This is a genomic window from Brevibacterium sp. ZH18, assembly GCF_022748595.1.
Taxonomy (GTDB): domain Bacteria; phylum Actinomycetota; class Actinomycetes; order Actinomycetales; family Brevibacteriaceae; genus Brevibacterium.
The window spans coordinates 82,840-98,358 of record NZ_JALDSX010000006.1; the positions used below are offsets into that span (position 1 = coordinate 82,840).

At 64.1% G+C, this 15,519-nt stretch carries 13 protein-coding genes and 1 tRNA gene; 11 read left to right on the forward strand and 3 right to left on the reverse strand.

The window, feature by feature from the left end; all coding sequences use genetic code 11:
• The 5 genes from MPN20_RS04055 to mutM all read left to right on the forward strand — a co-directional run bounded on the left by MPN20_RS04055 (nt 1) and on the right by mutM (nt 3,726).
• Complete coding sequence (locus MPN20_RS04055; RefSeq protein ID WP_242779788.1) at nt 1–1,188, forward strand: MFS transporter; 1,188 nt, start codon at nt 1–3, stop codon at nt 1,186–1,188.
• A 120-nt stretch (nt 1,189–1,308) separates the two neighbouring features.
• Nucleotides 1,309–1,827, forward strand: a complete 519-nt coding sequence (locus MPN20_RS04060) for a DUF177 domain-containing protein (RefSeq protein ID WP_242779790.1) — start codon at nt 1,309–1,311, stop codon at nt 1,825–1,827.
• 2 nt (nt 1,828–1,829) lie between these two features.
• Entirely contained in the window at nt 1,830–2,033 is a 204-nt protein-coding gene (gene rpmF / locus MPN20_RS04065) for a 50S ribosomal protein L32 (protein ID WP_242779792.1), read from the forward strand.
• Nucleotides 2,034–2,036: 3 nt separating this feature from the next.
• Nucleotides 2,037–2,741, forward strand: coding sequence for a ribonuclease III (rnc, locus tag MPN20_RS04070; protein WP_242779794.1), 705 nt, complete (start codon nt 2,037–2,039; stop codon nt 2,739–2,741).
• Nucleotides 2,742–2,802: 61 nt separating this feature from the next.
• A complete protein-coding gene (mutM, locus tag MPN20_RS04075) occupies nt 2,803–3,726 on the forward strand; it encodes a bifunctional DNA-formamidopyrimidine glycosylase/DNA-(apurinic or apyrimidinic site) lyase (RefSeq protein WP_242779796.1) in 924 nt (307 codons plus the stop codon).
• Between the two features lie 121 nt (nt 3,727–3,847).
• Here mutM and MPN20_RS04080 read toward each other — a convergent pair whose 3' ends face one another.
• From MPN20_RS04080 to MPN20_RS04090, 3 genes are all read right to left on the reverse strand, one after another.
• The gene (locus tag MPN20_RS04080) at nt 3,848–5,683 is read right to left on the reverse strand and encodes a BCCT family transporter (RefSeq protein WP_242779798.1); all 1,836 of its coding nucleotides are present in this window, start codon (nt 5,681–5,683) and stop codon (nt 3,848–3,850) included.
• Nucleotides 5,680–5,904: a hypothetical protein gene (locus tag MPN20_RS04085; RefSeq protein ID WP_242779800.1), complete on the reverse strand. Its 225-nt coding sequence runs from the start codon at nt 5,902–5,904 to the stop codon at nt 5,680–5,682. Before MPN20_RS04085 ends, MPN20_RS04080 begins: the two co-directional genes overlap by 4 nt.
• 67 nt (nt 5,905–5,971) lie before the next feature.
• Nucleotides 5,972–6,044, reverse strand: a tRNA-Asn gene (locus MPN20_RS04090).
• Between the two features lie 138 nt (nt 6,045–6,182).
• On the opposite strand from MPN20_RS04090, the gene MPN20_RS04095 reads away from it, so the two are divergent.
• The 6 genes from MPN20_RS04095 to rpsP all read left to right on the forward strand — a co-directional run bounded on the left by MPN20_RS04095 (nt 6,183) and on the right by rpsP (nt 15,518).
• Nucleotides 6,183–9,800: an AAA family ATPase gene (locus MPN20_RS04095; protein ID WP_242779802.1), complete on the forward strand. Its 3,618-nt coding sequence runs from the start codon at nt 6,183–6,185 to the stop codon at nt 9,798–9,800.
• A gap of 163 nt (nt 9,801–9,963) precedes the next feature.
• Nucleotides 9,964–10,365 (forward strand): hypothetical protein, encoded by a 402-nt coding sequence (locus MPN20_RS04100; protein ID WP_242779804.1) that lies wholly within the window; start codon nt 9,964–9,966, stop codon nt 10,363–10,365.
• A 181-nt stretch (nt 10,366–10,546) separates the two neighbouring features.
• Entirely contained in the window at nt 10,547–11,689 is a 1,143-nt protein-coding gene (gene ftsY, locus MPN20_RS04105; protein WP_242779806.1) for a signal recognition particle-docking protein FtsY, read from the forward strand.
• Nucleotides 11,690–11,908: 219 nt separating this feature from the next.
• Nucleotides 11,909–13,129 (forward strand): ammonium transporter, encoded by a 1,221-nt coding sequence (locus tag MPN20_RS04110; protein WP_242779808.1) that lies wholly within the window; start codon nt 11,909–11,911, stop codon nt 13,127–13,129.
• A 187-nt stretch (nt 13,130–13,316) separates the two neighbouring features.
• On the forward strand, nt 13,317–14,933 hold the full coding sequence (gene ffh / locus MPN20_RS04115; protein ID WP_242779810.1) for a signal recognition particle protein: 1,617 nt from the start codon (nt 13,317–13,319) through the stop codon (nt 14,931–14,933).
• A gap of 156 nt (nt 14,934–15,089) precedes the next feature.
• A complete protein-coding gene (gene rpsP / locus MPN20_RS04120) occupies nt 15,090–15,518 on the forward strand; it encodes a 30S ribosomal protein S16 (protein ID WP_242779812.1) in 429 nt (142 codons plus the stop codon).
• The last annotated feature ends 1 nt before the right edge of the window (nt 15,519 follow it).

Sequence of the window (15,519 nt, forward strand, 5' to 3'; positions counted from 1 at the left end):
ATGCCCGGCTTCTCTTCCTCATCCCGGGTGTGGTTCCTGGGCCTGATCCTCCATACGGTCGTCGCACACGCGACGTACAACGGTGTGCGCGTCCTCATCTCCTATCGAACCCTGGAGCTGGGTGGGACCGGGGTCGTTCTCGGCCTCATGACGGCCTGCTATTCGCTCGTGCCGCTGCTCACAGCGCTCTTCGTCGGCCGACTCGTCGACCGCGGCTATGCCACAGCAGTGCTGTGGACCGGAACGATCCTCTCCGTCCTGCCCGTCGCGCTCGCGGCCGTGGCGCCCAACCTCGGCGTGCTGCTCGTGGCCACGATGAGTCTGGGCATCGGTCAGCTGCTGACCACGGTGGCGTCCCAGGCGCTCATTCCGCAGAGCTTCCCGGCCTCGGCGCTGACGGCGAAGTTCGGCCACCTCACGCTCGGCGTTTCGATCGGGCAGACGATCGGCCTGCCGGTCGCCGGCATGATCGCGGACTCGACCGGGGGATCCCCGCACATCGTCGGCGCCCTGTGGTTCATGACCGCGATCTCCGCGCTCACCCTGGTCGCGGCCGTCATCGTCATGCTCCGGGGCAGGACCCCGCACATCTCCCGCGCCGAGGCGGCCAAGGACTCCCGTACTCCCTGGTCCCTGCTCTCGATCCGAGGGATGAAGCCCGCGATCCTCGCGTCGATGACGACGCTGGCTGCGGTCGACCTGATGACGGCCTATCTGCCGCTCATCGGCCAGCAGAACGGACTGTCCGTCACGACTGTGACCTGGCTGCTCACCCTGCGCACGCTCGCCTCTGTCGTCTCCCGCCTGATCATCGGAATGCTCACTCGCAGGTGGAGCAATCTGGCGCTCCTGTGGACGGCGTCGGTGCTGGCCGGAACCTGCGTCCTGCTCATCCCCGTGCTCACCCAGACGTGGACGCTTGCGATCCTCCTGCTCGTTGCGGGATTCTGCTTCGGACTCACCCAGCCGCTGACGATGACGTGGGTCTCGACGCTGGCGGATCCGGCGAACCGCGCGGCGGTGCTCTCGATCCGCTTGGCAGGCAACAGGCTCAGCCAGGTCGCGATCCCCTCTGGGGCCTCGCTGCTGACCGTCTTCGCCGGCTCCGGGATCGTCTTCACGATCTCGGGAGCGCTGCTGATCGCGGCGGGCGGGGTGACTTGGCGCAACCATCACGAGAAATGGTGAGCAGGAACACCCGGAGCCTGGGCGGAGCGCAATTGGTAATGGCGGGCGATGATGATTAGAATGGTGAGTCGCGTGTGAACGCAGGAGTAAGCATCAGCAGTCACACCGGAAGGAGCGAGCATGAAGCGCAGATCTGAATTCGTCTATGATCTCAGATCGATGGGATTGCTCGGTCAGCCGGGTGAGTGGGAGAGGGTGAATACCACCCTGTCTGCTCCGGCGGATCTCAAGATCGAAGTGATCGGGGTTGCAGAAGGTTCACCACTGGCACTCGAGCTGATGTTCGAGAGCGTGTCAGAGGGAATCTACGTGTCGGGCACAGTCTCGGCAGTGGCCCGCGGCGAGGACGTAAGGACTCTCGACGAAATCGAGTTGCCTATAGATGTCGACATCAAAGAGATGTACGTCTATGAGCAGGCCGATGGCGACGAGGACTCCTATGTCATCGACCGGGATCAGCTCGACCTCGAACCCGCGATCAGAGATGCTGTCGTCATGGCTCTGCCTTTCAGCCCTTCACGGGACGGAAGCGAAGAGTTCAGCTACACCCTGGGTGAAGACCTCGAGGACGACGACAGCGAATCAGAATCGCCGTTCGCATCATTGAAGAGTTTGTTGGATGAGAAGAAAGAGAGCTAGACGTGGCTGTTCCGAAGCGTAAATTGTCGCGCAGCAACACCCGCCACCGTCGTTCGCAGTGGAAGGCTCAGGCTCCGAACCTGGTCAAGACTGTGGAGAACGGTCGCGTTGTGTACTCGCGCCCTCACCAGGCCAAAGTTGTCGAAGACGCAGCCGGCACCCCGCTGTTCCTTGAATACAAGGGACGCAAGGTCGCTGACGTCTGACCTGTGGAAACTGACACCACAGCAGCACTGAAGGAGAGTCTCGGGATCGATATCGATCCCGAGACTTTTCGTCTGGCACTGACACACCGCTCGTACGCCTTCGAGGCCGGCGGGATCCCGACGAACGAACGCCTGGAATTCCTGGGCGACTCCGTTCTGGGGCTCGTGGCCACCGAATCGCTGTACTACGACAATCCCGATCTGGCCGAAGGCTCACTGGCCAAGATGCGCTCCGCCGTGGTCAACACCAGGGCACTGGCATCGATCGCCCGCAAGTACGACATCGGGACCCATATCCTCCTGGGCAAGGGTGAGGAGCTCACCGGCGGTCGCAACAAGGACTCGATCCTCGCCGACACCGTCGAAGCGCTCATCGGCGCCACCTTCGTTTCGCGCGGACGGGAGGCGGCCTTCGCCTTCGTCCACCGACTCATCGATTCGATGCTCGTCGACGCGGTCAACCTCGGTGCCGGGATGGACTATAAAACGACCCTGCAGGAAGCTGCCGCCGACCTCGAACTGGGTCCCGTCAGCTACGAGATCGTGTCCTCGGGACCCGATCACGCCATGGTCTTCACCGCCACCGCCCATCTGGGAGACAACGGCTGGGGAAGCGGCGACGGGTCGTCGAAGAAGGCCGCTGAGGCCGCCGCTGCGGAAGTCGCCGTCAAGGCCATCCGCACCATCTACCCGGACTACAGGCGCTGAACATCGTCGGGACGGGACCACCGAGTCCCGCCCCGGCCGCGACGAGTCGAAGGGGCGTGTGATGCCTGAGCTTCCCGAAGTCGAGAGCGTCCGCCTCGGCGTCCAAGACTGGACCGCAGGGGCCACGATCACCGGCGCCGAGGTGCTCGACCCCCGAATCCTGGGTACGACGTCCCAGCGTCGCATCAATGCTGCCGCAGCCGAAGGGTTCGTCGCAGCCGTGACCGGTCGTCGGATCATCGGCGCCGAGCGCCGGGGAAAGTTCATGTGGCTGACGCTGGGGGAGGACTCCGCCCTGGGCCAGGTTGCTGACCTCGCCGAGCCTGAACTCAGCCTCCTCGTCCACCTGGGCATGAGCGGCCAACTGCGCGTGCATCAGGCCGGGGACGAGATCCACCGGCACACGCGAGCGATCCTGCGGCTCGAACGCGGAGGCGAAACCTACGATCTGCGGTTCGTCGACCAACGCATCTTCGGCCACTTGGGCGTGCAGCCCTTGGTGCATGCCTTCGGACGGTTGGTGCCTGCCTCGGCGAATCACATCGCCGCGGACCCTCTCGAGGCCGCATTCGAACCCGGTCTCGCTCTCGAACAGCTCTCTCGCAAGCGCACGGCGCTCAAGTCCGCGCTGCTCGATCAGACCCTGGTCAGCGGCATCGGGAACATCTACGCCGATGAGGCGCTCTTCCGGGCAGGCATCCACCCGTTGGCGAATCCGGCCCGTACACGCAAGTCCCGATTGGCTGCTGTCCTCGAGTCAGCGACGCAGGTGATGGGCGATGCTCTGGCCGTCGGCGGGACGAGCTTCGACGCGCTCTACGTCAATGTCAATGGTGAGTCGGGCTATTTCGACCGTGCTCTGCTTGTCTACGGCCGCGGCGGCCAGGAATGCGTGCGCTGCGGGACCGAGATCGAGAAGATGACCATCGGCGGCCGTGGCAGCCATTTCTGCGCGAACTGCCAGAAGCCGTCGCGCTACCGCTGAGCAACGACGACGGCCTACCGCTGAGGAACGACGAAGGCGCCGAACACCCGTGAAACGGTATGTTCGGCGCCTTCTGCATCAACAGCGTTGCTGCTGTGCTCTCATGTCAGCGCACTCACGCCTACTTGGTGGTGTCTGTGCCGTCTCCGGCTGTGTCGTCAACCTTCGACGATGACGTCGCAGTCGCCTCGGCGTCGGAGTCGTCCTCGATGTGATCCTCCGGCAGTTCGGAGGTCTCGAGTCCGAAGACCTCGCCATGGTATTCGTCGACGGCCGTGGCCACCGACTGCTCGAGGATGTGGTTGGCCAGCTGTCCCTGGATGATCAGCGGATCTCGGGACAGGTCCTTCCACACAGCCACACACAGCAGCAGCATGACGATGACGAACGGCAACGCCGCCACGATCGTGATGTTCTTCAGACCTTCGAGGGCCTCGGCGGGGTCGGAACCTCCTGCCAGCAGCATCACCGCAGCTACAGCACCGGTGGCCACACCCCAGAAGAGCACGAGGCCCTTGCCCGGCTCTTCGCGGCCGTTGGCCGACAATGTGCCCATAACGATCGAGGCGGAGTCGGCGCCGGTGACGAAGAAGATGGCGATGAGGATCACCGTGACGATCATTAGGATGATGGCGATGAGGTTCGGCAGCGGAAGCGCGCCGAGGAGGTCGAACAGGATCGTATCCATGTTGATGTCCGGCTGGCCGTCGACGACCTTCGCCAGTGCCTTGACCGTGCCCTCGCCGCGTTCGGCCCGTTCCTGGATGCCGATGGCTCCACCGCCGAAGATCGCGAACCAGATGGTCGAGACGACGGAGGGGACGATGAGGACGCCGAGAACGAACTGACGTACGGTGCGGCCGCGGGAGATGCGGGCGATGAAGAGGCCGACGAAAGGCGACCATGAGACCCACCATGCCCAGTAGAAGACGGTCCACGACGACAGCCATGCATTGACGTCCTGCCCGTTGGCCGCGGTCCGCGAGGCCATCTGCGGCAGATCCTCGATGAACGAACCGAGCGAGGACGGGATCACGTTGAGGATGAAGAGCGTCGGACCGCCGATGAACACGATGAGCGCGACGATGATCGCGAGCACCATGTTGATGTTCGACAGCCACTGGATGCCCTTCTCGACACCGGATACGGCCGAAGCGACGAAGGCTGCGGTGAGGATCGCGATGATGATGACGAGGATCGGCGAACTGACATCGGACATGATGCCTGCGGACTCGATGCCGCCGCCGATCTGGATCGCGCCGAGGCCCAGCGAGCAGGCGGAGCCGAAGAGCGTCGCGAGGATCGCGAGGATGTTGATGACCTTGCCGCCGATTCCGTTGACGGCGCGTTCGCCGAACAGCGGGGTGAACATCGAGGAGAAGAGCTGCGACCGTCCGAGGCGGAAGGAACCGTAGGCGATACCGAGGCCGACGATGGCGTACATCGCCCAGGGGTAGAGAGTCCAGTGGAAGAGCGTCGTGCCCATCGAGGTGCCCATCGCCTCGGCGGAGGAGCCGTCGACAGTGTTCGGCGGGGGAGACATGTAGAAGAAGAGCGGCTCACCGACGGCGGAGAACACCAGACCGATGCCCATGCCGGTGGCGAACATCATCGAGATCCACGATGACGTCTTGAACTGCGGCTTCTCATCGTCTCGGCCCAGCGGGATTCGTCCGAACTTGGACATGGCGACGACGATGACGAAGATCGTGAAGATGGTCGCGGCGATGACGAAGAGCCAGCCGAAGTTGTTCATGACGCCGGTCAGCAGGGTGCCTGCGACAGCCCCCAGGCTGTCCGGAGACACGAATCCCCAGACGACGAAGCCGATGGCCAGAACGCCGGCGGTGAAGAACACCACTTTGTCGACGCCCTGGCGGATGAGCGGCTTCTGCTTCGTGGTCGGATTCTTCAGGTGCTTGATCAGCTCCTGAGTCTTGGTGGTATCACTGCTCATTGGGGATGCTTGCCGGCCGGATCGACCGCAATGGCTCTGCGGGCATCTGAGACCGGCACTCCTTCCTGTTCGTGGACGGCATCGAATTGCATCGGACGGCGTGAAGCGCTGACTCCACTCATGCCCGAATTGACAGATTTCTGTCGGTTCACATTGATGATCTTCTCAGATGAGCCCAGGTTGAGGCGATCTGGCCGCTGCTGTCCGGCGCCGAGCAGCACGTCTGGGACTCATCGGAAGAACCGCATGGGGAAGGGCCCCGTCGTGAACGACGAGGCCCTTCTCATGCTCCCCCGGCTGGGCTCGAACCAGCGACCCTTCGATTAACAGTCGAATGCTCTGCCAACTGAGCTACGGAGGAACAGCGCCGATATCGGCGCACGAGGAGACATTCTATCAAAAGATTCGACGATTGCAGGTTCAGAGGTCGTGATCTCCTGCCCTTCGCCGGCTTCAGGTCCCGCAGTTCGGGCCCGGGGGCGGATATGCTGAGTGCACAATGCATCTCAAAAGCCTGACCCTGCGCGGATTCAAATCCTTTGCCTCGGCCACGACACTCAAGTTCGAGCCCGGCATCACGTGCGTCGTCGGACCCAACGGCTCCGGCAAGTCGAATGTCGTGGATGCGCTGTCCTGGGTCATGGGCGAGCAGGGCGCGAAGAACCTGCGCGGCGGCAAGATGGATGACGTCATCTTCGCCGGAACCTCGAAACGTCAGGCCCTCGGCCGCGCCGAGGTGACCCTGACCATCGACAACACCGACGGCGCCATCCCCGTCGACTACACCGAGGTTACGATCTCGCGGACTCTCTTCCGCACCGGCGGCAGCGAATACGCAGTCAACGGCACCCCGGCGCGATTGCTCGACATCCAGGAGCTGCTCAACGACTCCGGTCTGGGCAAAGAGATGCACGTCATCGTGGGGCAGGGGCGCCTGGATGCGATCCTCCACGCTGATCCCATCGAGCGCCGCAGCTTCATCGAAGAGGCGGCGGGAGTCCTTAAACACCGTCGGCGCAAAGACAAAGCGGTCAGGAAGCTCACGGGGCTGCAGACGAACCTCGACCGCCTCGGCGATCTGCGCACCGAACTCAACCGGCAGCTGGGACCGCTGGGTCGTCAGGCCGAGGCGGCGCAGAAAGCCGCGACCGTCCAGGCCAAACTGCGCGATGCCACGGCCAGGCTCCTCGCCGATGACGCCGTGCGCCTCCAGGCCTCCCTGGCGTCGACGACGACCGGCGACGGCGATCACGGGGACCGCATCTCCGACCTCGAGCATCGTCGAGCCCGAACCGAAGAGCGCCTGCAGGAGATCGAAGGCCGACTCACCGCGGTCGAGACCGAGCTCGAGGATCTGCGCACCGCGGAGTCGAAGACGCAGACGCAGATCGTGCGTGCCCGCGGACTCGCCCAACGCGCCGAGGACAAACGATCCCACCTCCTCTCCGAGGTCACCGGACTGGGACGCCGGGAGTCTAAGTCACCCGACGAACTCCGCGGACAGGCGAACCACTTCAAAGAGGAGCTCACCGAGGCGCAGGGCGCGGTCGAAGCGTCGGCAACGGCACTCGACCAGGCCCAGATGCGCAAGGAAGAGCTTGCTCTGGCGCTCAAACAGGCCGAGGACGAGGTCAAGGCAGCACAGCTGGCCATCACCGAAGCCGTCAAGAACCGTTCGACGCTGCAGTCGAAGCATTCACAGGCACTCGAGCGCATCACCGACCTCACAGCGCGCATCGCGGCGAACCGGACCGAGATCGACTCCGTCGAGAAACGCATCAGCGAGCGGGCCCAAGAGCTCGCGACGGCCGAAGCCGCCGTCGAGGTCGTCGAAGCCGGTGAAAGCGAACTCGACACCACGTACGAGGCGGCGCGGGAAACTCAGGCTGGCCTCGAGGCCGAATTCGAAAGACTCAAGGCCGCCAAATCGCAGACTGCCTCAGAACTTGCCTCCGCTCAGGCCCGGGCCGAGGCCCTCGCCCTGGGCACGGCGCTGGAAGCCGACCTCGAAGACCTCGTCAACGCGGACCTGCCGGGAGTCGGCAGTGCCGTGACCGAGCGTCTGAGCGTGTCCACCGGATTTGAGATGGCCGTCGCCGCGGCCCTGTCGACAACGGTCAGCGGGGTCCTCGTCGACTCCGGCCGGGTCGCGCTGACAGTGCTCGACCACCTCGGCGAGGAGACGAACGTCAACCTGACGATCCCTGCGGGCGCCGATCCGGGAACAGCCGCCTCGGGCGGCACTGGTGCGGCCGGTCGTGCCGCAGGCAAAGGCGGCACGACGTCCACAGGGTCGTCGACAGCGTCGGCGACCCCCACGCTGCCCGAAATCGCGGGAGTCGACGGTTCGGATGAGTCGGTGCGGTGGCTGCGCGACGTCGTCACGAGCGACATCCCCGAACTCGACGCTCTGCTGTCGTCGACGCTGCGGTCGGTCGTGTGCACCCAGGACGCCGAGTCCGCGCTGCAGATCGTCGAGAACCGTCCCGACCTCACAGCCGTCACCGTCCATGGCGAACTCGTCACAGCCACACGCATCAGCCGCGCCCGCACAGCCTCGGGCACCCGGCTGGCCTCACAGACTGCGCTTGAGGACACGCGCTCTGCGATCGCCGACCTGCAAACCGTGCTGGTCGGCATCGACACGGACATCGAACGTGTTGAACACCAGCTGAGCGCGGCACGCGCCGAATCCGCGCAGGCTCTGGAATCGCTGCACTCCTCCGATGCGAAGATCATGGCCGCCGCCGAAGAGGTCTCGCGGATCACCGGCGACATCAGCGTCGCGCAGACCCGCCTCAAGCGCGCGCAGGACAACGCCGCGGAGCTGACGAATCGACTCGAAGCAGCAGAACGGGATGCCCGCACGGCGGAAGCCGCGCTGGCAGGCTCCGATGATGTCGAAGAGGTTGTCGACACCACGGTCCGCGACCAGCTGAGCTCACAGGCGTCGCAATCGTCGGAAGAGGTCATCGAAACCCGCATCAGCCACAGAGCAGCCACGGACCGGGCCCGCTTCCTCACCGATCGCGTCGACTCCCTGCTGCGCGCAGCCGCCGCGGAGGAGTCCGCCCGCGAGCAGGCCCAGCGGGCGATCGCGCGGAAGAAGCGGGCAGCCGCCTCGGCGCAGCTCATCGCAGACACCGCCCACGAGGTCGGTACGGTCGCCGAATCCACAGTGGGCGAACTCGGCTCGCAGATCCAGGTCCTCGTCGACGAGCGTGGGGGACTGCGCAAGGAGAAGGGCAGCCTCGGCGAGGAATTGGGCACCACGCGCACGGAACTCCAGCGGCTCAAGGATGCGGCGGCCGAAGCCGAACTCGCGAAGGAGCGCTTCCGCCTCAAACTCGAGGAGATCGAGAATCGGGCGGGGGAGGAGACCGGACTCGGACTCGACCGGCTCGTCGAACTCTACGGTCCGCACACTCCGGTGCCCGGGTTCGACGAGGGCGAGGACGAACGGCCCTATGTGCGTTCCGAGGTCGAGAAGGCGCACAAACAGGCCAGCGCCGCGCTCAAACGCATCGGCACGGTCAATCCGCTGGCACTTGAGGAGTATGAGGCGCTCAAGGAGCGGCACCAGTTCCTCGAGAAGCAGATCGCTGACATCGAAGCCTCCAGGCGCGACCTGATGAAACTCGTCGAGGAGGTCGACAGACACGTCGAACGTGTCTTCGCCGAGGCTTATGCGGATACGGCGCGGGAGTTCGAGGACATCTTCTCCCGACTGTTCCCCGGCGGTGAGGGCTCGCTGAGTCTGACCGAACCCGATGACATGCTGACCACGGGCGTCGACGTGCATGCGCGTCCCGCGGGCAAGAAGGTCAAACGGCTGTCGCTGCTCTCCGGCGGCGAACGATCGCTGGTCGCCGTGGCCATGCTCGTTGCGATCTTCAAAGCCCGCCCCAGTCCGTTCTACGTCATGGACGAAGTCGAAGCGGCACTCGACGACCTCAACCTCTCGCGCCTGCTGACCGTGTTCGAAGAGCTGCAGGACTCGTCGCAGCTCATCGTCATCACCCACCAGAAGCGGACGATGGAGATCGCCGATGCACTCTACGGCGTCACGATGCACGGCGACGGTGTGTCGAAGGTCATCTCGCAGCGAATCCCGTGACCGTTCAGCGGAGTCCCAGGGAATTCTCCAACTGCCACACGGCCCCGGAGCACACATGTCGTTGCTCTGGCCTATAGACTTGAGGCGAAGAAGTGTTGTCGGAAACCCTGAGGAGCGAGACGTCCATGGCCGAGTCGGCTGAACCACGAGGTGGCTCGAGGGCATGAATGCAGTACTCGTCGTCATCGTCGGTCTCGCCGTCTCGTTCGCACTCGCTCTCGTCGTCGTCCTCCTCGTAGCGTTGCCCGGACTGCGCGCCGAAGGCCGACTCAAATACTCCTCCGATGTGCAGCGGTTCCGCCTGCCCGGACAGTGGACAGGCTATGACGACGAAGTCCATGAATTCTTCGGACACGACGACGGCACCTCCCATCTGGCCACTCGCGAGCAGGCAGCGGTCACGGCGATCCGCGACCACTCCTACGTCCTGCGACCGCAGCCGCGACGGCATGCCGCGCCATCGCTGCTGACCGTCAGGCCGCGCACCCGCCACTGGAAGATCCCCGAATCGGGCACCGGGTGGAGAACCACCGCGGGTCTGCTCTTCGGCAGCCGAGGTTCATGACCCGATCATTCACCGCACCCTGAGACCAGGGTGCACGGGGCGCGACCGGCCTGATCAGTTCGGGCGGCCAGCCCCACGCTCCATCGGCCTGCGTCCACAGTGCGAGTCGGCAGGCCGGCAGCCAATCCAAGGCCGATCGCCAAGCACAGGCCAGCAGCCAATCTAAGGAGGACGTACGCCAATGGATCAGCCGATCATATTGCTCGTCGTCGCAGCCATCGTCTTCATCCTGGTCGTCGGACTGGGCATCACTCTGCGTGTCAATGCCAAGAAGAAGGGCCTGCAGGACAAGCAGGGCATCGACGCCGACGTCACCGGCGAACTCAAGATCGATGACATCTCCGAGGCGGTCGCCAAGGAGAAGGAGTCGGCCCGCGGCTCCGAGGTTCCCACCGAGCCCGCGAACCGCCTGGTCCGACTGCGCGAACGACTCGCGAAGTCGAACTCCGGCCTGGGTCGGGGCCTGCTCAACCTGCTCTCGCGCGACAACCTCGACGAATCGACGTGGGAGGAGATCGAGGACACCCTCATCCTCGCCGACGTCGGAGTCGACCCGACCACGGAGCTCGTCGACCGTCTCCGTGAGCGCGTCAAGGTCCTCGGAACCCGCGACCCCGAAGAGGTCAGGGCCCTGCTGCGCGAAGAGCTCATCAGCCTCGTCGATCCGACGATGGACCGCGAGCTCGCGACGTCGCACGTCTCCGGGGAACCAGCGGTGATGCTCGTCGTCGGCGTCAACGGCGCCGGCAAGACGACGACGGTGGGCAAGATCGCCCGCGTCCTCGTCGCTGAGGACAAGACCGTGCTGCTGGGCGCTGCCGACACATTCCGCGCTGCGGCCTCGGAGCAGCTCGCGACGTGGGGCGGACGGGTCGGCGTCGAAACCGTGCGCGGCGAAGAAGGCGCCGATCCCGCCTCGGTGGCCTATTCTGCCGTCGAGCGCGGCAAGGCCGAAGGCACCGACGTCGTGCTCGTCGACACGGCCGGGCGTCTGCAGAACAAGATCGGTCTCATGGATGAGCTCGGCAAGGTCAAGCGTGTGGCCACGCGCCCGCTGGGCGAAGGTCACGAGATCGACGAGGTCCTCCTCGTCCTCGATGCCACAACCGGACAGAACGGGATGCAGCAGGCCAAGGTCTTCGCCGAGGCGGTCAACATCACCGGTATCGTCCTGACCAAACTCGACGGGACGGCTAAGGGCGGAATTGTTGTGGCTGTCCAGCGTGCGCTCGGAGTCCCGGTCAAACTCATCGGCCTCGGTGAGGGTGCCGACGACCTTGCGCCGTTCACCGCCGAGGGATTCGTCGACGCACTGCTCGACTGACAGGCGCCAGCTCGGCTGACAGGCGCCAACTCGACTGGCAGGCGCCAGCTCGACTGTTCGGCCCTGTTGGAATTCGGTCATGCCCGAGGGCTGTTTTTCCTGGTGAGAACTGCCGTGTCACATACTGGAAACATTGCTGACTCACTGCTGTGACATGCGTCATGGACACTGTCACTGTTCGGTTCGTTTCGGAACCGACAGAGACGTGAAAGAGACGACATGGAACTCGATGCAGTGAATGTGTGGATGATGGTCGCGGCGGGGCTGGTCCTGCTCATGACCCCCGGCGTGGCCTTCTTCTATGGCGGGATGACTCGAATCACTTCGAGCATCAACATGATGATGATGGTCTTCTCCGCGATGGCCGTGGGCGGACTTGTCTGGGTCCTCTACGGATACGGGCTGAGTTCGGGTGAATCGGTCGCCGGAATCTTCGGCGATCCTCTGTCGCAGATCGGTCTGACTGACGCGGTCACCAAACAGCCGGAGACCTTGATCTCGATCGGCTACGGCGCGACGTTCGCCATGATCGCGATCGCCCTCATCGCCGGTGCTGTCGCCGACCGCGCCAAATTCTCCACCTGGCTGGTCTTCTCTGCCGCGTGGGTCACGCTCGTCTACTGCCCGCTGGCGTTCATGGTGTGGGGCGACGGCCTGCTCAGCGCCTCGGGCGCGATCGGCAGCGTCTTCGGACCCGCCATCGACTTCGCTGGCGGCACTGTCGTCCACATCAACGCCGGCGTCTCAGCTCTCGTGCTCGTCATCGTCATGGGCCGCCGGGCACGCTACTCGACTCCGCACAAACCCCACAACATTCCGATCACGGTCGTCGGCGCCGCGCTGCTGTGGTTCGGGTGGTTCGGGTTCAATGGCGGGGCCGCCTCGACGGTCGAGCAGGCCGGGCTCATCTGGGTCAACACCTTGGCTGCACCGGCGGCCGGCATGATCACCTGGATCGTCGTCGAGAAGTTCCGTTCGCAGCGGCCCAGCAGCATCGGCGGAGTCTCCGGCGCAATCGCAGGCCTGGTGGCGATCACCCCTGCCTGTGCCAACGTCGACCCCTATGCCGCGATCATCATCGGCGTCGTCGCGGGTGCCGGAGCGGTCTTGGCCGTCGATCTGAAGCGGCGCCTGCGCTATGACGATGCGCTCGATGTCGTCGCCGTCCACCTCGTGGCGGGAATCATCGGAACTGTGATGATCGGACTCTTCGCCTTCCCGAGCGAGGAGACGCCAGGCGGACTCTTCTACGGCGGCGGATTCGGTCTCCTCACCGCGCAGATCGTCGCCACGCTCGTGGCCATCGTCTACGCAGGTGCCGTTACCCTGGTGATCTCTCTCGTGCTGCGCAAGACCATGGGACTGCGCATCGATCCCCGCGATGAGCTCAACGGCATCGACGCGTTCGAGCATGCGGAGCAGGCGTACTCGTTCCGGTGACCTCGGTGCGATCGTCTCGAGGATGTGGAAACGGCCGCATCGTCGAGGCGATCGCTCGTCTCTGCCTCGTCTTCTGTCTGGGCTCAACGCGGTTATGAGTGCATTCCCAGCTCAGTCGGTTTCAGTCGAGCACGGGTGAGTTGCTAGTCTAGAGAGTCGACCAATTCATCGTGAAGAAGGCTTGTACGTGTTCAATACTCTCTCCGACAGGCTCACCGCGACGTTCAAGAACTTGCGCGGTAAGGGCCGTCTGTCCGAAGCCGACGTGGATGCCACCATCCGTGAGATCCGGCGCGCCCTCCTCGACGCCGACGTCGCATTGCCTGTCGTCCGCGCTTTCACCGGGCGGATTCGTGAGAGAGCGCTGTCCGAAGAGGTCTCGGGCGCGCTCAACCCGGGCCAGCAGGTCGTTAAGGTCGTCAATGACGAACTCGTCGGCATCCTCGGCGGCGAGACCCGGCGACTGTCTCTGGCCAAACGACCACCGACGGTCATCATGCTCGCCGGCCTCCAGGGTGCGGGTAAGACCACTCTGGCCGGAAAGCTCGCATACTGGCTGAAGTCCGAGGGACACCGTCCGATGCTCGTCGCAGCGGACCTTCAGCGCCCGAACGCGGTCAACCAGCTTCAGATCGTCGGTGAGCGTGCGGGTGCGTTCGTCTATGCACCCGAACCCGGCAACGGCGTCGGCGACCCGGTGCAGGTGGCCACGGATTCGATCGAGGTCGCGAAGACGAAGCTGCACGACATCGTCATCGTCGACACGGCCGGTCGTCTCGGCATCGACGAAGAGCTCATGCAGCAGGCAGCGGACATCCGCACTGCTGTGAACCCTGACGAAGTCCTCTTCGTCATCGATGCGATGATCGGTCAGGACGCGGTCAAGACCGCCGAGGCGTTCCTCGAAGGCGTCGACTTCACCGGTGTCGTGCTCTCGAAGCTCGACGGTGACTCGCGCGGTGGTGCTGCCCTGTCCGTCGCCGAGGTGACAGGCAAGCCGATCATGTTCGCGTCGACCGGCGAGTCGATGAAGGAGTTCGAACAGTTCCATCCTGACCGGATGGCTGACCGGATCCTCGACATGGGTGACATCCTCACCCTCATCGAACAGGCCGAGAAGAACTTCGACGAAAAAGAGACCGAGAAGCTCAAGAAGAAGGTCGAAGCCGGAGAAGACTTCGACCTCAATGACTTCTTGACTCAGATGGCCGGCCTGAAGAAGATGGGCTCGATGAAGAAGATGCTGGGCATGATGCCCGGCATGAGCCAGTACAAGGACCAGCTGGAGAACTTCGACGAACGCGAAGTCGACCGCGTCGAGGCCATTGTGAGATCGATGACACCGGCGGAGCGCACGAATCCGAAGATCCTCAACGGGTCTCGTCGTGCACGCATCGCCAAGGGTGCAGGCACCACCGTGACTGCCGTCAACCAGCTGATGGAGCGGTTCACCCAGGCACAGAAGATGATGCGCGGAATGACCCGCGGCGGCGGCATGCCCGGCATGGGCGGCGGCGGAATGCCGGGGATGGGTGGTATGCCCGGTATGGGCGGAATGCCTGGTGGCGGTGCCAACCGGAAGAAGAAGGCCGTATCGAAGAAGAAGGGCCGCAAGGGCGGCCAGTCGGGCAACCCGGCCAAGCGCGCTCAGCAGGCGCAGGCTCAGGCCGACAAGAAGTCGGGAAAGGCACAGGATCCCGTCGGCTCCGCGTTCGGCGGTGTCGATCTCGGCAACGATGAGGACTTCGATCTCAACAATCTGCCGAAGGGATTCGGCGGAATGTTCCCAGGTGGCAAGAAGTAGGCCTTTCTGGCACAATTGACTCTTGTACTTTTGCTACCGTTGCGGGCCCTCTCTTCCGCGTCGGAGCGATAGTCCAGGTCACGGACACCGGCAGGTCAACCCCACGATTCTTCGGGTCGTCTGTGCAACAAAAACACAAAAGGAGACACCACTAAAGTGGCAGTCAAAATTCGTTTGACCCGCATGGGCAAGATCCGTGCACCGTTCTACCGCGTCGTCGTGGCCGATTCGCGCACCCGTCGCGATGGTAAGGCGATCGAGCAGATCGGCATCTACCACCCGACCCGCAACCCTTCGGTCATCGAGATCGATTCGGACCGCGCCCAGCACTGGCTGTCCGTCGGTGCGCAGCCGACCGATCAGGTTCGCACCCTGCTCAAGCTCACCGGTGACTGGCAGAAGTTCACCGGTGTCGGTGAAGCAGTCAACACTGTGAAGCCTCAGCCGGAGAAGACTCCGTTCGTTGCTCCCACCGCGGAATCCGTGATCAAGGAAGCAATCACCCCTAAGGGTTCGGACAAGGCTGCTGAAGCACCTGCCGAGGAAACTGCTCCGGCCGCTTCTGAAGAGAGCGCTGAAGCCTGAG